The organism is Methanosarcina baltica, assembly GCF_055394095.1.
This window is the reverse complement of the sequence record NZ_AP042463.1, coordinates 2,278,199-2,298,104: the sequence shown is the minus strand read 5'-3', so window position 1 is coordinate 2,298,104 and position 19,906 is coordinate 2,278,199. Positions and strand designations below refer to the sequence as shown.

At 44.9% G+C, this 19,906-nt stretch carries 18 protein-coding genes; 15 read left to right on the top strand and 3 right to left on the bottom strand.

Features of this window, described 5'->3' with window-relative positions:
- The first annotated feature begins 180 nt into the window (after positions 1–180).
- From iscB to ACZ5QV_RS10045, 4 genes are all read left to right on the top strand, one after another.
- A complete protein-coding gene (gene iscB / locus ACZ5QV_RS10060) occupies positions 181–1,602 on the top strand; it encodes an RNA-guided endonuclease IscB (RefSeq protein WP_464599697.1) in 1,422 nt (473 codons plus the stop codon).
- Between the two features lie 208 nt (positions 1,603–1,810).
- Entirely contained in the window at positions 1,811–2,734 is a 924-nt protein-coding gene (locus ACZ5QV_RS10055; protein ID WP_464599696.1) for an aldolase, read from the top strand.
- Between the two features lie 72 nt (positions 2,735–2,806).
- Complete coding sequence (gene pyk, locus ACZ5QV_RS10050; protein WP_464599695.1) at positions 2,807–4,240, top strand: pyruvate kinase; 1,434 nt, start codon at positions 2,807–2,809, stop codon at positions 4,238–4,240.
- Positions 4,241–4,497: 257 nt separating this feature from the next.
- Positions 4,498–5,412 (top strand): hypothetical protein, encoded by a 915-nt coding sequence (locus tag ACZ5QV_RS10045; protein WP_464599694.1) that lies wholly within the window; start codon positions 4,498–4,500, stop codon positions 5,410–5,412.
- Between the two features lie 54 nt (positions 5,413–5,466).
- Here ACZ5QV_RS10045 and ACZ5QV_RS10040 read toward each other — a convergent pair whose 3' ends face one another.
- From ACZ5QV_RS10040 to ACZ5QV_RS10030, 3 genes are all read right to left on the bottom strand, one after another.
- A complete protein-coding gene (locus ACZ5QV_RS10040) occupies positions 5,467–6,444 on the bottom strand; it encodes a tetratricopeptide repeat protein (RefSeq protein ID WP_464599693.1) in 978 nt (325 codons plus the stop codon).
- A gap of 69 nt (positions 6,445–6,513) precedes the next feature.
- The gene (locus ACZ5QV_RS10035) at positions 6,514–8,328 is read right to left on the bottom strand and encodes a hypothetical protein (RefSeq protein WP_464599692.1); all 1,815 of its coding nucleotides are present in this window, start codon (positions 8,326–8,328) and stop codon (positions 6,514–6,516) included.
- 32 nt (positions 8,329–8,360) lie between these two features.
- Entirely contained in the window at positions 8,361–8,957 is a 597-nt protein-coding gene (locus ACZ5QV_RS10030; protein WP_464599691.1) for a hypothetical protein, read from the bottom strand.
- 258 nt (positions 8,958–9,215) lie between these two features.
- On the opposite strand from ACZ5QV_RS10030, the gene ACZ5QV_RS10025 reads away from it, so the two are divergent.
- From ACZ5QV_RS10025 to ACZ5QV_RS09975, 11 genes are all read left to right on the top strand, one after another.
- Positions 9,216–9,830 (top strand): hypothetical protein, encoded by a 615-nt coding sequence (locus ACZ5QV_RS10025; RefSeq protein WP_464599690.1) that lies wholly within the window; start codon positions 9,216–9,218, stop codon positions 9,828–9,830.
- A 95-nt stretch (positions 9,831–9,925) separates the two neighbouring features.
- A complete protein-coding gene (locus ACZ5QV_RS10020; protein ID WP_464599689.1) occupies positions 9,926–10,525 on the top strand; it encodes a hypothetical protein in 600 nt (199 codons plus the stop codon).
- 27 nt (positions 10,526–10,552) lie between these two features.
- Positions 10,553–10,861 (top strand): tetratricopeptide repeat protein, encoded by a 309-nt coding sequence (locus tag ACZ5QV_RS10015; protein ID WP_464599688.1) that lies wholly within the window; start codon positions 10,553–10,555, stop codon positions 10,859–10,861.
- A 73-nt stretch (positions 10,862–10,934) separates the two neighbouring features.
- Positions 10,935–12,479 (top strand): serine/threonine-protein kinase, encoded by a 1,545-nt coding sequence (locus ACZ5QV_RS10010; RefSeq protein ID WP_464599687.1) that lies wholly within the window; start codon positions 10,935–10,937, stop codon positions 12,477–12,479.
- A gap of 16 nt (positions 12,480–12,495) precedes the next feature.
- The gene (locus ACZ5QV_RS10005) at positions 12,496–13,734 is read left to right on the top strand and encodes an AAA family ATPase (protein ID WP_464599686.1); all 1,239 of its coding nucleotides are present in this window, start codon (positions 12,496–12,498) and stop codon (positions 13,732–13,734) included.
- Positions 13,735–13,957: 223 nt separating this feature from the next.
- On the top strand, positions 13,958–14,917 hold the full coding sequence (locus tag ACZ5QV_RS10000) for a tetratricopeptide repeat protein (RefSeq protein ID WP_464599685.1): 960 nt from the start codon (positions 13,958–13,960) through the stop codon (positions 14,915–14,917).
- A gap of 282 nt (positions 14,918–15,199) precedes the next feature.
- The gene (locus tag ACZ5QV_RS09995; RefSeq protein ID WP_464599684.1) at positions 15,200–16,132 is read left to right on the top strand and encodes a tetratricopeptide repeat protein; all 933 of its coding nucleotides are present in this window, start codon (positions 15,200–15,202) and stop codon (positions 16,130–16,132) included.
- Between the two features lie 147 nt (positions 16,133–16,279).
- Positions 16,280–17,227: a tetratricopeptide repeat protein gene (locus ACZ5QV_RS09990; protein WP_464599683.1), complete on the top strand. Its 948-nt coding sequence runs from the start codon at positions 16,280–16,282 to the stop codon at positions 17,225–17,227.
- Between the two features lie 282 nt (positions 17,228–17,509).
- Positions 17,510–18,325 (top strand): IS5 family transposase, encoded by an 816-nt coding sequence (locus ACZ5QV_RS09985; protein ID WP_464599682.1) that lies wholly within the window; start codon positions 17,510–17,512, stop codon positions 18,323–18,325.
- A 265-nt stretch (positions 18,326–18,590) separates the two neighbouring features.
- Positions 18,591–19,574, top strand: coding sequence for a tetratricopeptide repeat protein (locus ACZ5QV_RS09980; RefSeq protein WP_464599681.1), 984 nt, complete (start codon positions 18,591–18,593; stop codon positions 19,572–19,574).
- Between the two features lie 107 nt (positions 19,575–19,681).
- Complete coding sequence (locus ACZ5QV_RS09975) at positions 19,682–19,900, top strand: tetratricopeptide repeat protein (protein WP_464599680.1); 219 nt, start codon at positions 19,682–19,684, stop codon at positions 19,898–19,900.
- Positions 19,901–19,906: the final 6 nt, after the last annotated feature.

The following is a 19,906-nucleotide window of genomic DNA, read 5'->3' as shown; positions in this document are numbered from 1 at the left end:
CAGATTGTAAGGAAATATCTGGAATTTTTTCTGCAAAAATCTGATATTTTAGAATAGGGGGTTGTTTCGACAAGTCCCTAGTTGAATAGCCTTTCGTTATACTGGTCATGATATTCGAGGATACTCCACACGTTCTCGGAGATTTCGATCTGGATTAAACATCCCTGAGAGGAAGGGGAAGTGTTCAGGTCATTAACAAGCCAGTATAACAGTGGCGATGTGGACCCACTCCAATCAAGGAGGACAAAACTTTTGAAGGTCTTTGTTATTAACAACAAAAAAGAACCACTAATGCCCACCACCCCGCGAAAAGCTAGAATATTGTTAAAAGAAGGACGTGCGGAAGTGGTACAAAAGAATCCATTCACTATCAAACTTCTTTATCCTTCGGGAAAAAATACTCAGGAAATAACCCTGGGAATCGATACTGGGTTCCTTAATATAGGATTTTCGGTAGTTTCCGAAAAAGAAGAACTTATTTCAGGAGAGGTAAAACTTCTTGCTGGAATGCCAGAGCGAAACGAAGAACGTAGAATGTACCGAAGAAACCGAAGAAACCTGATAAGATACAGGAAACGGGGACACAACAAAAACACCAACAAAGAAGATTGGTTGGCTCCATCTATCAAGCATAAGCTTGAAAGCCATATCAGATTAATAGAGGATCTTGCCGAAATCTTACCCCTTACAAAAATTATAGTTGAAGTTGGAAATTTTGACATTCAAAAAATCAAAAATCCAGAAATTGAAGGAAAACAGTATCAGGAAGGGGAACAGACAAGCTACGATAACGTTCGGGCCTATATTTTGCACAGAGACGGATACTCTTGCCAGAACCCGGACTGCAAAAACAAATCAAAACAGCCTTTGCTCCAGGTACATCATATCCAGTACAGAAGTAACAGTGGTTCTGATCGGCCTGATAACCTTATCATACTTTGTAATAAGTGTCATACTAAAAAGAACCACAAAGGATTCCTTTTAACATGGAAACCAAAGGTAAGAGACTTCAAAGATGCTACATTCATGAATATAGTACGCTGGAAGCTCATGGATATTTTAAAAGAAAAGTATGATGTTGAGCACACTTTCGGATATGTCACAAAAGCAAAAAGGTACGAGCTTAATCTTGAGAAAACTCATTCAACCGATGCCTTCTGTATTGCTGGAGGGGGAACTCAGGCTCGATGTGCTCCCCATGAAATACGACAAATAAGAAGAAATAACAGAAGCCTCTCGAAATTCTACGATGCGAAGTATATTGATTTGAGGAACGGCACTCAAAAAACCGGACAGGACTTAAATTCTGGAAGAACTACCAGAAACAAAAATCTTAACGGGGAAAATTTGAGAGTGTATAGGGGTAGGAAAACAAAGAAAGGAAGGTACAGCATAAGGAAAAATCATTATCCAATTCAGCCAATGGATTTAGTTGAGTACGAAGGAGAGCTATATTATGTAGCTGGAGCACAAAATTACGGAAAGTATGTGAAACTTCGAGCCTCAGCAATTAAATCGTCCAAAGTAGTAAATATTCAAAAAGTTAAAATTGTAAAGTACGGCAAAGGATTCTGTTGGATTGACCAATCAGTACCACGTTAAAAAAATATAGAATCCGGCCCCCGTAGTCTATACGCATTTCTCCCCCACCTGCCAGTTCCGCCAAATCCGGAACTGTCGAGGATGGGGACCCCCCTGCTGAGGTAAGATGGAAAATTCTTTGACCTTTAAACCGCTTCCAGATAATCAGATTAAAACATAATATCTTTGAATCGCAGTATTATAATCAAAATAAATCGAGGTTTTATATATGGTTTCAATTACCGATAATGACGTGATAGTACCTTTAGACATCCCGGCAGCAATGCGCGACACATACGTAAAAAATTATATGGAAATTACCAGGGGCACCGGCAGACTCATGCTTTTTGCCGGAGACCAGAAGGTGGAACACTTAAACGGGGACTTTTACGGAGAGGGAATCCCCGAAGACGACGCGGACCCCGAACATCTCTTCAGGATCGCCGCACAGAGTAAAATAGGAGTCTTTGCAACCCAGCTTGGCCTGATCGCCCGCTACGGCATGGATTACAGAAACATACCCTACCTGGTAAAGGTCAACTCCAAGACAAATCTGGTGAATAAGAGCCAGGTAGACCCCTTTAGCAACCTCTGGTATGACATGGCCCAGGTGGCCGAGTTTAAGAAAAACAGCGGACTCAATATCCTGGGAGTAGGGTACACCATTTACCTGGGAAGCGAGTTTGAAGGCGACATGCTGGAACAGGCCGCCCAGGTCATTTACGAGGCCCACCGGCACGGGCTGATCACGGTGCTCTGGATCTACCCGAGAGGAACTGCCGTAAAAGACGAAAAAGACCCACACCTTATCGCAGGGGCGACCGGAGTGGGAGCCTGCCTCGGAGCCGACTTCGTGAAGGTCAACTACCCGAAGAAAGAAGGAGAAGCTCCCGAAGAGTCCTTTAAAGAAGCAGTCAAAGCTGCCGGCCGCTGCAAAGTGGTCTGTGCCGGCGGGTCCAGCGACGACCCCGAAGCTTTCCTCAAAAAACTATACGATCAGATCCACGTCTCCGGAGCCGAAGGAAACGCAACCGGCAGGAACGTCCATCAAAAAGGCCTGGCCGAAGCTGTGCGCATGTGCAATGCCATTTATGCCATAACAGTAGAAGAGGCCAGCGTCGAAGAGGCCCTTAAGATTTACAAAAACGAATAAGTAAAAATAGAGGTTGGGAGGGGTCCCCCGCACTAAAGTAACGGGGCCTCCCGCCTGAGGAGACGTGAAAATATGCAACTTCCTGACCATAAGACAAAGATCGTCTGCACCATAGGCCCGGCCTCTTCTTCGGAAGAGACCCTGAAAGAGATGGTAAGAAAAGGCATGAATGTGGCAAGGATCAACTTTTCCCACGGGGACTTTGAGACCCATGGACAGGTTATCCGGAGAATTCGAAAAGTCGCTGAAGAACTTGACCGGCCCGTGGCCATTCTCGCGGACCTGCCCGGCCCCAAGATCCGTATAGGGAAACTTGAAAAAGAGTCCCTTATGCTGCACAAAGGAAACCGGCTTACCCTGACAGTGGAAGAAGTTGCCGGAACCGAAACCCGCATATCGGTCAACTATAAACAACTCCCTGAAAGCGTCTCCAAAGGCAGCCTTATCTACCTGAGCGACGGCTACATCCAGCTCCGCTGCCTGGAAGTCTCGGGAACGGAAGTCCTCTGCGAGGTCCTGATAGGTGGTCAACTCTTTTCCCATAAAGGACTTAACCTGCCGGGGGCAAAGATATTCCTGGATACGGTGACGGAAAGAGACCTGAAAGCCGTTGATTTCGCCCTCGGGGAAGGGGTGCACACCTTCGGCATCTCCTTTGTGGAAAAGGCCGAAGACGTCCGGAAGGTCCGGGACTTTGCGACGAGCAAGGGAAAAAGCGTCTACATAATTTCCAAAATCGAACGCGAGCAGGCGGTCCGGAACATTGAGGAGATCCTTAAAGAAACCGATGCCCTGATGGTTGCAAGAGGGGACCTGGGAGTCGAAATTCCCATACAGGAAGTGCCTTCGACCCAAAAAGAGCTTATCAACAAAGCCAACCTTCTGGGGATTCCGGTTATTACGGCAACCCAGATGCTCGCCTCCATGGTCGATAATATAAGGCCCACCAGGGCGGAGGCAACTGACGTTGCAAATGCCATTCTGGACGGGACGGACGCAATCATGCTCTCGGAAGAAACAGCCATGGGCAACTATCCCGTGGAAACCGTGGAGATGATGGCAAAAATCGCAAAAGCCACCGAAGAATGGCGTTCCCGGACAAAATGGGGCCTTGATTCCATAATCAAGGGAATCCTTGAAAAGGAAATGTCCGTGGACGAGGTAATCACCCTCCAGGTCCACGAGGCCCTCCAAAAACTGCCGGTTGCCTACATCCTGACCCCAACCAGGAGTGGGAGCACCTCCAGAAGGGTTTCCCGGTTCAAGCCCGAGCCCTGGATCCTGGCCTTCAGCCGCTTTCCGATGACCTGCAGCAACCTGGCCTTTTCCTACGGGGTGTATCCCATTTTTACAAAAAGCCCTGTTGAAAACTGGGAGGAAAGGACAATTGAAAAATTAAGAGAACTCGAACTTGCAAAAAGCGGAGACCTCCTGGTCCTGACCCAGGGCCAAGCCTCAGGTAAACCCGGAGGCACCAACATGCTCAAGATACTCACATTCCCCTGAGAACATCTGCCCGAAGAACGGAAAAACGGCGGACCTCTTGAAAAAATGGATCTTGAAAAGAGATCTCGTTTATCAGGAGGCCCGACTTAATTACTTTTTTTCAATCAATAAATAGATATTTCATGTATGTGTTAGATACGTAAGAAATAATTTTTTAGAAGTCCTGATTTAAGCAATAACCACAGCCCACATTTATATAGCATCACATAAATATAATATATAAGATATTATTAATTTAATAGAATGAGGATTCACGAATGAAGAAGTGTTCAACACCAGCCCAGAAGAAACAGAAATATCTGGCTATCTTTCTGGCTGCGACAATGTTTTTATCGGTCTTTATGGTTTACTTTACGGCCAGTTCCAAAACGGACGTAGACGGCAGTGAAGATATTGAAGTTTCCGGAGAAGACCCGGTCCAGCTGATCAATTTCTACCAGATTCCCGGCAACCAGGTTCAGCACGAATTTGACTCCATCGCCGACGGCCTTGCAATGTCTCCCGACGGCCTGGTAACTGCGCAATATATAGACCTCCAGAAAACAAAGGGTACACCCCTTGAATCGGCCCAGAGCGACCAGCAGATGATGTACTACCTTTATGGAGGAGATATAACACAAAGATATGCTGCGGATTACCTTGATGGAAAGCACATTGAACTGCACCAGACTTCCGAACAGAAGATAGGGATGCCTCGGAATGTGAGCCAGTATGAAGGATACCAGCTTTTTGCAAGGACCAACGAAAGCTATGACATCTGGAACGTTGTCGGAAACCCGGTTGTTTTCGGGTCTCAGGAAGGCGTTAAAAGTGTAATCGACGTCCTGGGAGAAAATATCAGCTCAGGAGCAGGGACCTTCGAATACATCTTAAGCTATGCGGAACCAAGCGGCGCAATCTTCCAGGAAGTTATCAAAAGGGACATGTTCGTAAGCATCCCGGCCGAACAGTGGTATAAGGACCTTAAAAAGTCCGACGACGGCAGCTACTCCCAGACCAGTATTTACCTGAATCCCGATGAGAACCTGACCAGGAAAATGACCACCATGGAAGCAAATTGCAGTGAGCGCAACGTCCTTTACAACATAACAACCGAAGGAAACATAACAAAACTGGTTATAACCGCAGACTTTAAAAGCATGAACAACGAGACGGCAATGATTATGGCTTAAAGCCATAAACCGTCCACTTATTATCTATTTTTCAGGATTGATTATCATTTGTAGTCAACCAGCAATAACTTCCCTTTCAATATTACACAGTATCCGTTTAATACTGTCCACGGAATCACTGCCCAGTGCAATATTATTTTTCAGCATATACTCAATCTGAGACGAAGAATTATCCAGTTCTTCCCTGTGGGTAACGGTGTAGCTTTTTAATTCTTCGAACCTGTTCAAAATTTCCAGCTTGTCATCTATTCTGGCATAAAGGAGAACAAGGTTCACAAGATTTTTAAAAAATGTTCTTTCAAGCCCCTGAGTTTTCATATTAGCCCCGGAAGCGATGGTGAATTTACTTTCCATGGTAGCTTCTGCAATTTCCTTACATTCCAGAGCCATTTTAAATTTAGGATTTAGCTTCAAAACATTTTCAAAACAGACCACAGCCTCATCATATCTTTCGAGTTTACAGAGAGATTTTCCTTTGCCATACCAGGAATAAAAAAAGATTGGCTCAAGGTCGATAGCCCGCTCAAAAGACTTTAGCGCTTCTTCGTATAATCCAAGCTCATGAAGTGCAAAGCCCTTACCATTCCATGGGTATGAAAATCCTTTTAATTTTATTGCCGTATTGTAAGCTTTGATTGCATCCTGATACTTTCCAAGCTCCCTAAGAGCATCCCCTTTACCATTCCAGGCATAAGGGTTGTCGTAAAAAAGAGAAATGGACTGATTATAACATATTAAGGCATCTGAATCCCAGCCAAGCCTCCGGAGGGCATTTCCCTTTCCAACCCAGGCCTTCGAAAAATTTGGTTTCAAATCGAGAGCCTTATCATAGCATTTCAGAGCTTCATCAAAACGAAAAAGGGTATAAAGTACATTTCCCTTGCTATTCCAGGCGTATGCATAACCCGGGTTTATTTTTATAGCTCTGTCATAGCAATATAATTTATTTTCAAGATCCTGTGATTTACGTCCCCGCATAAACCATTGTTCAGCAGCTTTCCAGGCATCGTCCCTTACTTTATGGAACCCCATAAAACCCTCCCACTCCACGATTTCAAAATTTCAAAATTTCGAATTTACTGACGTTTTCTTTTTCCCTTATCACTTTTTTTCTTTCATCATCAAAAGCCCTACATCCTCGACAAACTGGACCTTCATACCATTTTCCCCGGCATAATCATAAAAAATGGGCTTTATGTCGGAGGGATTTCCCAGGCCTTTAGTAATATCTCCGAAGACCACGTAGTCCTGCATGAGCAAAACGTCTTCAATTACGGCCGCCGTGGAAAATTTCAATTTTTCGGTTTTTTCGGTTTCGGTTACCATTTCGCAGAGTTTTGCAAACTCCTTTGCTACCTCATCATTGGGGTTGTAGAGCTGCTTTCCTGTATCCAGGTCAAGGAGACAGACGGAGAGGTATCTTGAGAGAAAGTTCCTGTGGAAGTCCTCACTGTTTATGTAGTTGCCAACTGACTCTTCAAACCCGGTCGGGGAAGCGAGGCAGAGGAGGCCGGAATCTCCCTTTTCCCTGGCCTCGTCCCGGGCATCCACGAGACAGGCATTTACGTCTTTCAGGCCAAAGGGGTCAGTATCATAACCGGATTCCGCATATCTCTCGACCCTTGCTGAAAAGAGGGCCTTGAAGTTGTAACGTTCCTTTTTCCCGAAAAGCTTCTTTTCAATGAAAGAGGCGAGCAGGGCCCGGTTTTCTGGCAGGTTTTTAAGGTCCAGTGAGGTGAGGCCGAAACCTTCCGAAAAGTGCGAAGTGTCCACCTGCTTTACTTCTCTGAGGGCATCTACTTTGTAGGTCTTGCCCGAAATAGTGACGGTATTTCCGAGTTTGTGTTCAATCCTCCCTATGAAGTTCAGCTCGTACTGCTTCACTTCTTCAAGCTTCACATAGCGGCTGCCTTTTCCCTGCAAGAAGGCCCTCTCGTCTGTGAGCTTCCTGAGTTTTGATTCAACCTTTTCTTTATCAGCGGCCATCTCATTTACGTGCTGTTCAGCAAGCTCTTTTTCAGCAGCTATAGTCTGAACCCTGGCTTCTGCACCGGCTTTTTCGGATTTAATAGCCTCAATCCGGGCCTCAGTCGCTGCGTTTTCCCGGGCCAGGGCCTGAAGCCGGGCTTCAGCTTCTGCTTTTTGTAAAGATGCCTGCCGCATCTGTGCGTCTGCAAGGGCTTTTTCTGTGGAAATAGTTCTTGCCTTTTCCTCGGCAATCAACTTTTCAGCTTCCGCCTGTTTAAGGGAAGCTTCCGTAAGGGCTTTTTCTACATGAAGCTCTTCAACTCTGGCTTCAACCCGCTCCTTTTCGACTCCGAGTTCCCTTGTCTTTGCTTCCACCTGCACTTCGGTTTCGGATTCCCAGCTTTTGATAAGGGACTTTAACCAGTCCAGTTCCATAACCGAGCTGCTGACCGCCTCATTGAGCTTTGTCCTGTAGCCGTCCCATTTTTTCTTCAGGTAATAGCGCAGCGTGAGCCTGAGGGAAGAGTCATTCAGTTTTGTGTCAACCCAGGAGTCCATTGAGACATAATAGTCCCTGAGAAGGTCGAGTACTTTATCGTCTTTTTGCACAAGCTTTTTCCGGAGGTCTGCCACGGAAAGAAGCTCAAAGATGTCGTACCTTACGATCCGCCGGTAGAGTTCGATTTCCCCTTCACTGAAAATATTAGCGGCCCCGAAGAACTCGCCGTTTTCTTTGAAACTTGCCGCAAGTACGAGCAGGCCGCCGTCAAACGTGGAGCGGAAGTGCTGGTCCAGGTCATTCAGGAAGGAGCCGCAGTCCTCGTCCAGGTAACTGTCATAGTTCATCCGTATTTTGTTCCAGAGATCGACCCTGCGCTCAAAAGCATCATGTTTTATGGGCATTCCCACTTTCAGGACCCGTTTTGCGGGCTTCAGCAATTTTTCCACACACTCAATATTTCCCTCGGCAAACACTCTACTCACCGTCCCAAAAAGATACTCATTTCCTCATCTAACCTTTCCGCGATAAAATCAACTGCGTTTCCATACCCCTCCACCCTGATAATAAAACGGAGCAGAGAACACGGGGACTCCAGACTCTCTCCTCCCAATCCCTCTTCCTCTTCAAATTCCGCACCCTCAGGCTCTTCCCCGCATGAGCAGCCCAGCCAGCAGATTTCAATACTGGCCTGCCCTTTTTTAGTGTAAGCCGTGTAATGGCTGGTGTTTTCAGTCGAATACTCAAAACTCGCTCCGAACTTGCTCATGAGGTAGTTCAGGAAACTCTGAAGGGCTTCAAAGCGTTCGGAGCTTTCATAAGCAAGCTCCCTTTTCTGTTTTTCAACCGTGGATTCGTAAGGCTCGACCCTGTAGATCCCCACTTTCCCGGCCTCAAGGTCAAGCCTGGAAAAAAGGTCTTCTATAAACTCGTCCACGTCAGATTCAGAGCCTTTGAAGAGCAGGACGGCTCCTTTGGGCTTTCTGACCTCGGCTCTGTCGCTCCAGCGCTCGATGGTATAATCGATCCGTTTTCTTTCTGCATCCGAACTGTAGTCAATGGTAAACAGATATTCCATCTTTTAAGAGTAAAGTTACCAGTCCTATATAAATATAGCTCCGTTTTGGATGCTAATAAGTATTTGACGGGTAAAAAATGTGACCGTTTTGGAGAAAATAGAAGGTTACATCCATAATGGAGAAAAAGTTAATATAGGGAATACTCACTAATAATATCTAGACTCTTAGCTTACCCCATTACACTAAAAACGTCCGAAAACAGGCATCTGGGGGAAAAGTTGAGGTGCCGAGGCTCAAAATTTGCAGAGGTGAAGCATATGGGAATAAGGGATACAATAAAAAATTCGATGGACTCTTTAAAGAAAAACCCGGTTGACAAGATGAACACAAGGGACCTCCAGACAGAGGAAATCCGCCTGAAGAACCGCATGGAAAGGATCAGGAAAGATATTAACAAGATCGAAAAGGACAAGAAACAGAAGTTTCAGGACGGGGTCGGCTCGGACCTTATGAAAAAAAAGATGCTTGCCCAGGAGATAAAGCAGCTCGACACCGAGGCCAGGTTGAAACTCAAAAACTTCACGACCCTGAACAAGCAGTATATGTTTGTCTCGAATCTCATTGTGGTCAAAAAGTACGAAGAGGACCTGAAGAAAAACAAGATCTGGGACAAAATTTCCGAAATTGGCTCTGAAAACTTCGAAAGTGCTCTAATAAGGACCAGTCTTACCGGCAAGGACTTTGAAGGAGTCCTGACCGACCTGAACCGCGTCTTTGAGATGGACATTACGGAATTTGAAGCCGGGGAAGACGAGGACGAGGCCCAGCTCCTTAACGCCTGGAGCAGTGTTGAAACCGGAGCTATGGACGTTGAGGAAGTGGAGCAGACCATCTCTCTCGAAAAAAACCTTGAGAAAGGCCTGGAAGAGTAATAACTCGAAACTCGAAACTCGAAACTCGAAGACAAATCCGGAATAAATCCGGAATAATCCAAACAAGAGCTAAAAAACCAGGTGAGGAAAGCAGAATGGGTATTTTTTCAAGACTCTTCGGAGCCAGAAACCCGGTCGATTCCATGAAAACCGAAGACCTCCGGCTCATGGAAATCAAACTTAACCGCAAAATCGATGACTTGCAGGCTGAAGCCCGTACAACCGAGAATGAAATCACCAAACTCTTTGAAAAAGCAAGGGCTGCAAAATCAAAGAACGAAGAACTCTCCATTGCCAGACGGATAAAAACCGTTTCCCAGAGAAAAGAAATGAAACTTGCGGCCCAGGCCAAACTTGACAAGGAGCTCAGAGCCGTTTCCAACATGCTTATTCTCAAGGAACACCAGGCCGACCTGCAGGCCACAGGCGTCTGGGAAAAAGTCCAGAAAATCGAGCCGGAAAAACTCGAAACTTGGCTGATAAATCAGAACCTAGAGGCCCAGAGCCGGGACTCCGTCGTCAGCTCCATAATTGACATGACCTCCAGCACCATGCTGACCGGAGTTGAGCAGGAAGAAGACCTTGACGACATCCTGAGCGCGATCCGGGCGGTAAAGGACGGGGACCTTGACCCTGAAGAGGCCGAGGAAGTCGTGAGTGAAAACAGGGACTACATGGCTAAAGATTACGAATGAACAGGAAAAACAGATGAGGGAACAACTATGGGATTTATCGAAAGGATATTAAAAAACAAGATAGACGGCAAAGACGCTCAGGAATGGTTCAATCTGGGAGCAAGGGAACATGACCCTGTAAAAAAGATAGAGTGTTTCGGAAACGTCCTAAAACTGAAGCCAAACTTTGTGGGAGCCTTAAACCTGCTCGGAAATGCCCACGCAGAACTTGGAGAATACAATAAGGCCCTGGAATACTACAATGAGGCTCTGGACGTCCGGCCCTCGTACAGAGAGGCCCGGTACAATAAGGAAAAGCTGGAAAAGAAAATGAAAGAGGAAGCTGAAGAAGGATAAATTATTCCTAAACAGACAGGAAAATAATTGTAAAAATTATTATTTATGAAATCCAAAATATGGAGCTGAGTTTGTGAGGAATCAAGGCATTACATACTTGTCAGTTTATAATTGCCTGGTTAATGTAGCAAAAGAAAAAGATACAGTAACTTATGGTGGTCTTGCTGGGCTTCTGGGTGTTAATTTCCAAGAAAATAGGAACCTACTGATTAGGAAACTCGATGAAATTTCAAAAAAAAATATCGAAAAATCAGAGCCACTTCTTACAGCACTTGTAATAAACACAGCTCATAGAATGCCCGGTAAAAGATTTTTCATCGACTATATGATAAAATACAGGGGTTTTGATGGAAATCCAGAGGGTACCGAAGCAAGGGAAGCTTTCAAAGAAGAACTTGGTAAAGTCTGGGGGTGGAACTGGCAATACCTTGCTTTACAACCCAATTTATCCGAAAAAAAAGATCAGACATCTTCCAAACAGAACTATGAATCTCCAACAAAAAAAGATGTTGTACATTACAAACATTCTTTTGAACATTCTTTTCCATCAGAAATTGAAAAAAAATATTCAAATATTGAATTGATTGGAAGAGGAGGTTTTGCAAAAGTCTTCAAAGCGGAAAGAAAAGAAGATGGGGTTTCTGTTGCTGTAAAAATACCTATTACTTTAGATCAAGACACAGGGAAAACGTTTACCAACGAACTTATTAACTGGACAAATATTGAGCACGAAAACATTGTGAAAGTCCTTGATTACAACATACTTCCAATACCTTTTTTTGAAATGGAACTTTGCGATGGCCCACTTTCAGATCAAAAATATCCAATGAATGTGTATACCGCTACGAAAATAATCTTCAATGCCTGTGAAGGGCTGAAGTATGCCCATTCAAAATCAATTACTCATAGAGACCTGAAACCACAAAACATTCTTTTGAAAAATGGCATACCCAAGCTTTCAGACTGGGGATTCTCTAAAGTTTCAAGCAATTCGAAAAGTTCTGCAACGGGAAGATATACTCCTTTCTATGCCGCCCCCGAGCAAATATCACCCAACAAGTTTGGAAGTAAAAATGAAAAAACTGACATCTGGCAACTTGGGGTAACATTCTACGAAATAGTAACGGGAGTGCTACCTTTTGCAGGAGATGATCCGGCAGAAATTATGTTCGGTATCATGATGGAAGCACCACATTTACCTTCTTCTATAAATCCTGAAGCTAAGGACCTTGATTCTATAATTATGAAATGTCTGGAAAAAGACCAGACAGAGCGCTATCAATCAGTTTGGGAACTCCAAAAAGACATTGCTGAATTCCTGAAAATCAAAAATGTGGAATCCCTGAGGAAAAGTGTTTCTGAAAAAGATTTGAGAAGATCCGGATACTATTGCGGAGAACTGTTTATGGCATATCTCAAGATCGGAGATGTTGAAACTGCATACAAATATGCAAGCGATCTGATCCATTATTCAAAAGGCGAAATCCATGATGATGCACATGAAATGTGCAGGCAACTTGAAACAAGAATTGAAAAAGGGATAGATGATATCCCGGCTGAATTGATAAAAAAAGCAGAAATTATCACTCATAAAGTCGGGCTCGGTTTTAGCAGTTAATAATATGAGGTCCAGCATGATAGTGGATTTAACAGGCCCCCTCTTTTCTGCCCTTGAAGCCGCCACAAAAGAGTATAAAGAGGCAAGAGCGGCCGAAGACAGCGGAAAAGCTAGGAAAAAGGCCCTGGAATGTTCAAGGATAATGAAAATCCTTGCTGAAAAAGTCCCGGCTCAGAAACAGGCCTACCTGGAAAGGGCCGAGAAGTGGAAACGAAACGCCGACAATGTAGGAAATAACATCCAGGCCCGAAAAGCCGCAGCCTCCGGAAAAGCTTCAGGAAGACCCGGATCCGGCCCGGGACGGGGGGGCGGAAACGGAGGAGGAAGCGGAAATGCGGGAAATTCCGAAGTAGAAAAGGAAGACGAACTCCTCACTTACGCCGAGTCCCTTATCTCAAAATCCGGGGTACGCTGGGACGACATAGGCGGCCTTTCCGAGGTAAAGCGGCTCATGAAAGAGACCATTGCAATTGCGGGTCTCCAGAAACCGGCCTCCATCAAGCCCTGGAAAGGCATTATGCTCTTTGGTCCTCCCGGAACCGGAAAGACTCTCCTTGCAGCCGCAGCCGCAGGCAGTCTGGACGCAACTTTTTTTGACATAAAGGCTGATAAGGTCCTCTCCAAGTACTTCGGGGAATCCTCAAAAATGATCTCGGCCCTTTACGGAGCAGCTCGTAAACATTCCCCTTCAATTGTTTTCATTGACGAGTTCGACGCAATCAGCCTCTCCCGGGAAGGAGATACGAGCGAATCTTCCCGTCGCCTGCTCTCAAGCCTTCTCTCGGAACTCGACGGGCTTCAGGACAAGAAAAGCGATAAACTCATGCTGACTCTCGCCGCCACAAACACCCCCTGGGACCTGGACCCGGCCGTCCTCTCCCGCTTCCCACGCCGGATCAAAGTCCCGCTTCCCGACAAAACCGCCAGCAGGGAAATTATAAAGCTCCACATCAAGGACCTTGACTACTCAAAACTGGACCTCGATTCCCTGGCCGAAACCTGCGTCGAACAGCTCTACTCGGGCCGGGACCTCCAGAACCTCTGCCAGCAGGCCATCTGGAACATGGTCCGGGAAGAGAATAAGAACCTCGATTCCCTGGCAGACCTCCCTTATAAAGAACTTAAAGAAAGGCAATTGAAAGTGACTTCGCTAAAGTTTGATTATTTCGAGGCGGCTTTTGAAAAGATCAGATCTCCAATGACGAAGGCCGAGCTTGAAAAGTATGATAAGTGGAATGAGGAATTCGGCGGCTGAAAATTCAATAAATTTTTTGCAGAGCTGGGAGATACAAATTCTTCATTTTCTCCTTAATCTTCCGGTGGAATATGTACAGTTTGGCTTTGTGTTGAGGGCAGCAACTGCCTGTAAATAAATGATATCCCGTCTTAATGCTGAAACCAAAAAGAATTGCCCAAACAAATTGTTCTTGTGTTAAGGAAGTGATCCCCTGGCAAGAAAAAGCAACGAAATTGATGAAATGGAAGCTGAGAAGTTAACCGATGAAAAGGAAGTTGAGAAGTTAACTGACGGAATGACGGCCAAAGAACTGTTCGATCTGGCCTTTGAGACGGAAGACCTCGAAAAAAAGCTCCTTTTCTATGAAAAAACCCTGGAGCTGGACCCTTACCATACGGATGCCTGGTTTGAGATTGCAGGGGTTTATCTGGAGCTTGAAAAGTTCGAAAAAGCAATCAAGGCCTATGATAAGACAACGGAACTTGACCCGGAATACTACGAGGCCTGGCTTAATGCGGGCAATATCTTTTCGGCTTTCGGGGTTCCGAACCAGGCTTTCTGGTACTATAAAAAAGCCCTGGAAATTAAGCCAAAACTGGCCCCACTGTTGGTAAACATGGGCTCAACCCTCATGGATTTGAATGAAGTTGAAGAAGCCCTCAAATGTTTTGATAAGGCCCTAAAACTTGACCCGGAATTAGGAGGGGCCTGGATTTCCAAAGCCAACGCTCTCTACATGCTCGACCGGGATGGAGAAGCCCTGGTATATTACAATCAGGGGCTTGAAATGGAGCCGGAAAACGTGGATGCCTGGACCAACCGGGGAAATGCCTTTTATATACTTGAAAGGTTCCCGGAAGCCCTTGAGTCCTGTGACCGGGCGCTTGAACTTGATCCGGAATATACCGAGGCCTTGAATTCAAGGGGGCTGGTCCTTATCGAGCTTGAAAAGTTCAGGGAGGCCCTCAGGAGTTTTGAAAAGGCGATTAAACTCGGGTATGAAGGCGAAGAAGTCTGGCTCGGAAAGGGAAACGCCTATGAGGGGCTTCGAAAGTTTGAAAAGGCCATCGAATGTTATGACACGGCCCTTGCCCTTAACCGCAGGTTTGCGGAGGCCTATAAAAAGAAAGGAGATGTGCTTATGGCCCTTGGAAGGGATGATGAAGCCGGTGACTATTATGACTGGTATGGGGAAATGTGACTTGTCGGGAAAAATTCAGTAAGTTAGAGGCCAATTATTTTATAGATATACACCCATTCGATCCTTAACTGTCCCCTTAAACAGAGATCTGAAGGCTGGGAAAAGCGACATATAAACTTCAGGACTTCTCTATCTTTTTTTATCGTTTAGTTTTAGAGCTTGCAAACTCAGGAAAATACATCATAGATAACTGCACAATCACTTTAATATAAGTTAGGGAGTGACACACTGAAAAAGAAAGTAAAAAAGACTGACAGCAAAGTTGCCGAAGAATGGGTTGAAATGGCCAGGGACGAAGCAGACCCTGTAAAGCAGCTCCTGTATTATGAAAATGCCATTATAAGGGACCCTCTCTACAAAGAGGCCTGGTTTAACAAGGCGGAGCTTTACATGGACCTCGACAGGTTTGAGGATGCTATCGAATGCTACGAAAAAGCAAGCGATATTGACCCTGACTATTATGAAGCGTGGATGGGGGCAGGCCATGCATTTACTGCCTTTGAGGACCCGGAAGAGGCCTATTATTGTTATAATGAAGCGTCCACCATTAACCCGGAAGCTTTCCTGGAATTTATTGATAAACCCATCGCTGAAAATCCAGACGATCCCCGCCCCCTGGTGGAAAAGTCCCAGATCATGTACATGCTTGACAGGTATGAGGATGCCCTCGACGCCATGGATAAAGCGCTGGAACTGGCCCCGGAAGTCTCTGAGATCTGGAGTAACAGAGGGCTTATACTTACTCTTCTCGGACGACACCAGGAAGCGCTTGAGTCCACCGAAAAGGGAGTTGAAGTGGACCCGGAAAATGTCCTTGCCCTGCATAACAGGGGCCTGGCCCTGCTCAAATTTGAAAGGTTTGAAGAAGCCCTGGAGTCCTTTAATAAGGAAATGCAACTGGGGTTTGAAAACGAAACCTCCTGGACTGAAATAGGAAACGCATTTGCAGGCCTTAAAGAATATGAAAAAGCCATGCAGGCTTTAGATAAGGCCCTTAAATTCAACCGGAAACACATGTGGGCCTGGATCGGGAAAGGAAAGGTGTTAGCAACCCTTAAAAAATATGAAAAAGCTCTGGAGGCTTATGATGAGGCCATTGCCTGTGAACCTGAATACGCAGAAAGCTGGGAGCTAAAAGCAAAAGTCCTGAAGGAACTTGGAAAGTCCGAAGACTCTCGGAAGTGTATTGAAAAATATCTGGAGATTAAGCCATAATTCCGGAGAAATACAACTCAAAGAAGTGCAGCTCAGGAAAATACATCTTAGAGAAATGCACATTTACTTTAACATAATTTTGGACGTGACACACTGGTAAATAAAATAAGAAAGATAGACAGCAACGTTGCCGAAGAATGGATTGAGATGGCCAGGGACGAAGCAGACCCGGTAAAACAACTTCTGTATTACGAAAATGCCATTATAAGGGACCCTCTCTACAAAGAGGCCTGGTTTAACAAGGGGGAGCTTTACATGGACCTCGATAGGTTTGAGGATGCTATCGAATGCTACGAAAAAGCAACTGATATTGACCCTACTTATTATGAAGCCTGGATGGGAGCAGGCCATGCATTTTCTGCAATGGAGTGCCCTGAAGATGCCCTTGAATATTATAATGAAGCGCTCTTCCTTAACCCGGAAGCTTTTCTGGAATTAATCGATAACTCCATCGCCGAAAATCCGGGAGAGGCCGAGCCTCTTGTGTCAAAGTTTCAGGTCCTGTACATGCTTGACAGAGAAGAAGAAGCCCTCGTGGCCCTCAATAAAGCGCTGGAGCTGGAGCCGGAAACCCCTGATATCTGGATTAACAGAGGGCTTATGCTACTCTTTCTCGGACGAACCCCGGAGGCGCTTGAGTCCACTGACCGGGCGCTTGAGCTTGACCCGGAGAATTTCTTTGCCTGGCATAACAGGGGGCTGATCCTGATTAAATTCGAAAGGTTTGAGGAAGCCCTGGAGTCCTTTAATAAGGAAATTAAACTGGGGCTTGAAAACGAAAACACCTGGGCTGAAAAAGGAAACGCACTTGTGGGCCTTAAGGAATATGAAAAAGCCATGCAGGCTTTTAATAAGGCCCTTAAATTCGACCGGAAATGCAAGTGGGCCTGGTTTGGGAAAGGAAACGTTTTTGCAGCCCTTAAAAAATATAAAAAAGCTCTGGAAGCTTATGACAGGGCCATTGCTTTAGATCCCGAATACGCAGAAAGCTGGGAGCAAAAAGCAAAAGTTATGGAGGAACTCGGAAGGATTGATGAAGCTCGGAAGTGTACTGATAAGTACCTGGAGCTTAGCCAGTCAATTACCCATCCATAATATCTTTGATTTTAGAGTAAGGGATCTTCTGCTGCCGGAGGTAAACCCGGAGAAATACAGTTCAAGAAGGGCAGCTCAGGAAACTACATCTCAGAGGCTGTCTGAATATTCAAACCATTTCTACATTTGGGTAATAGGCATTGTTGATCTTCAGCTAACACAGCAAATTAATTTAGTCATACTTATCTACTCGATGTTTAAAATCAAATTCATTGGACATCATAATTAAAATTGAGTGGGTGTAATATAATTAAATAATACTTGCACCCAAATCATTTGTTGATGCCAGAACAAAATGAAAGACTGCCTTACCCGAGTGATTTATCTGATGAAGAATGGGAACTACTTAAGCCGCATATCCCAAATTCCAGAAATAATCGAGGTCGAAAGCGTGTTCATTCTTATCGGAAAATATTGAATGCCATATTCTATTTGCTACGTTCTGGTTGTGCATGGAGAATGTTACCACACGAGTTTCCACCGTGGAAAACTGTTTACCACTATTTCCGTCTTTGGAGGATCAAAGGAATTTGGGAGCGCATAAATGCTGCGCTGAGAACTAAACTGAGAGTTGCAAATGGCAGAGAACCAGAACCAAGTGCAGCGATTATAGATAGTCAATCAGTCAAAACCACAGAAACACCTGGAGTGCGCGGCTATGATGCTGGCAAGAAAGTCAAAGGGCGAAAACGCCACATTCTGGTGGATACAACAGGGTTACTATTGACGGTTGTAGTTCATGCAGCGAATATTCAGGATCGAGATGGAGCTAAACTTGTTCTGGAACGAGTTAATGGGACATTCTCTCGATTGCAGCTTATTTGGGCTGATGCTGCTTATGCTGGTAAACTGATTGATTGGGTCAATATTACGTGCAGTTGGGTTTTGGAAATCATAAGGCGTAAGGATGATGTCAAAGGTTTTCAAGTACTTCCTCGCAGATGGGTAGTAGAACGTACATTTGGATGGCTGGGTCGATATCGGCGTTTGAGCAAAGATTATGAAGGATTGACAGAGTCCAGTCAAGCCTTCATCTATGCTGCTATGATCCGTGTAATGAGCAAACGACTGGCTAAGATAGAACATTTAGAAAACTGAAATGTGAATATTTAGACAGCCTCTTAGACTTTAGACATTTGACGGTTTAATGTTACCGTTTTTTGGTCCAAATACGTGAGTACTATCCCAATTGTATAATCAAATTGAATTTTAAGACACGCTCTCAGAGAACTGCATTTTTTCTTTTATATATAATCAACCAGCCTTAAAGTTCGGATTTTTTGCATCAAAATGCAGGGCAATAACCCAGTATAATTCTGAAAACCAAACCTGTACAGGTATAAAAAGGAAAGGTGTTAAACTAGTGAATAAAAAAAAGAATGTCAACCGCAAAGTTGCCGAAGAATGGGTTGAGATGGCCAGCTGCGAAGCAGATCCTGAAAAACAACTCCTGTATTATGAAAATGCCATTGTAAGGAACCCCCACTATAAGGAGGCCTGGTATTACAAAGCTGAACTTTACATGGACTTTGAACTGTTTGAGGAAGCTCTCGAATGCTACGAAAAAGCAACCGACATTGACCCCAACTATTATGAAGCCTGGTTGGGAGAAGGTCATGCTTTTTCCGCACTGGGAGCCCGGGAAAAGGCGTTAAATTATTATAATAAGGCCCTGGAACTTGACCCGGAAGCTTTCCTGATACTCATTGATAAATCCATCGTTGAAAATCCCGGAGATGCCGGACCCTGGGTGTCAAAGGCCCAGGTCATGTACACACTTAAAAGATTTGAAGAAGCCCTCGACCCCCTCAAAAAAGCGCTTGAATTGGACCCGAAAGCCGCTGAAGTCTGGGTTAACCTGGGGATTATATACTCCCGGCTCAAACGATACCCTGAGTCGCTTGAGGCCACCGAAAAGGGGCTTGAACTGGAGCCGGGAAATGTCTATGCCATGCATAACAGGGGCCTGACCCTGCTCGAACTTGAAAGGTTTGAAGAAGCCCTGACGACTTTTAATAAGGAAATTCAACTGGGATTTGAAAACGAAAACTCCTGGACTGAAAAAGGAAACGCCCTTGCAGGCCTTAAGGAATATGAAAAAGCCCTGCAGGCTTTAAATACGGCTCTTAAATTCAACCGGAAATACAAGTGGGCCTGGATTGGGAAAGGAAATGTGTTTGCATCTCTTAAAGAATATAAAAAAGCTCTGAAGGCTTATGACAGGGCCATTGCCTCTGAACCCGAATACGCAGAAAGCTGGGAGCAAAAAGCAAAAGTCCTGGAGGAACTCGGAAGGTCCGACGAAGCCCAGAAGTGTACTGATAAGTATCTGGAGCTTGAACCTTAATTATTGACAGGTATCTGGAGCTTGAACCATAATCATCGGATCTCCTGTCGAAAGAAATTAAAAAGTGGAAAAAGTTGGGATTTTTCGAATTTTTCGAAAGAACTTTTTTGAAAAGAATTGACGGCAAAACCGCAATTGATTGGGTCGAAGTCGGGACAGAGGAGAAGGACATCGCAAAAAAAAGAGAGTGTTTCGAAAACGCGGTAAGACTGAAACCTAAGTTTGTAAGAGGCTGGATCCTGCTTGGAAATGTCCACGCTGAAATAGAAGAATACGAAAAGGCCCTGGAATACTATAATAGAGCCCTTGCTATCTGCCCCCTGTAGAAAAAT

Coding starts and splice junctions, on each gene's coding strand:
- ACZ5QV_RS10015 (WP_464599688.1), top strand. CDS start 10,553: ATGGGATTTATCGAAAGGATATTAAAAAACAAGATAGACGGCAAAGAC.
- ACZ5QV_RS10025 (WP_464599690.1), top strand. CDS start 9,216: ATGGGAATAAGGGATACAATAAAAAATTCGATGGACTCTTTAAAGAAA.
- ACZ5QV_RS10030 (WP_464599691.1), bottom strand. CDS start 8,957: ATGGAATATCTGTTTACCATTGACTACAGTTCGGATGCAGAAAGAAAA.
- ACZ5QV_RS09995 (WP_464599684.1), top strand. CDS start 15,200: ATGGCCAGGGACGAAGCAGACCCTGTAAAGCAGCTCCTGTATTATGAA.
- ACZ5QV_RS09990 (WP_464599683.1), top strand. CDS start 16,280: ATGGCCAGGGACGAAGCAGACCCGGTAAAACAACTTCTGTATTACGAA.
- ACZ5QV_RS10040 (WP_464599693.1), bottom strand. CDS start 6,444: ATGGGGTTCCATAAAGTAAGGGACGATGCCTGGAAAGCTGCTGAACAA.
- ACZ5QV_RS10000 (WP_464599685.1), top strand. CDS start 13,958: ATGGAAGCTGAGAAGTTAACCGATGAAAAGGAAGTTGAGAAGTTAACT.
- ACZ5QV_RS10020 (WP_464599689.1), top strand. CDS start 9,926: ATGGGTATTTTTTCAAGACTCTTCGGAGCCAGAAACCCGGTCGATTCC.
- ACZ5QV_RS10055 (WP_464599696.1), top strand. CDS start 1,811: ATGGTTTCAATTACCGATAATGACGTGATAGTACCTTTAGACATCCCG.
- ACZ5QV_RS09985 (WP_464599682.1), top strand. CDS start 17,510: ATGCCAGAACAAAATGAAAGACTGCCTTACCCGAGTGATTTATCTGAT.
- ACZ5QV_RS10045 (WP_464599694.1), top strand. CDS start 4,498: ATGAAGAAGTGTTCAACACCAGCCCAGAAGAAACAGAAATATCTGGCT.
- ACZ5QV_RS10005 (WP_464599686.1), top strand. CDS start 12,496: ATGATAGTGGATTTAACAGGCCCCCTCTTTTCTGCCCTTGAAGCCGCC.
- pyk (WP_464599695.1), top strand. CDS start 2,807: ATGCAACTTCCTGACCATAAGACAAAGATCGTCTGCACCATAGGCCCG.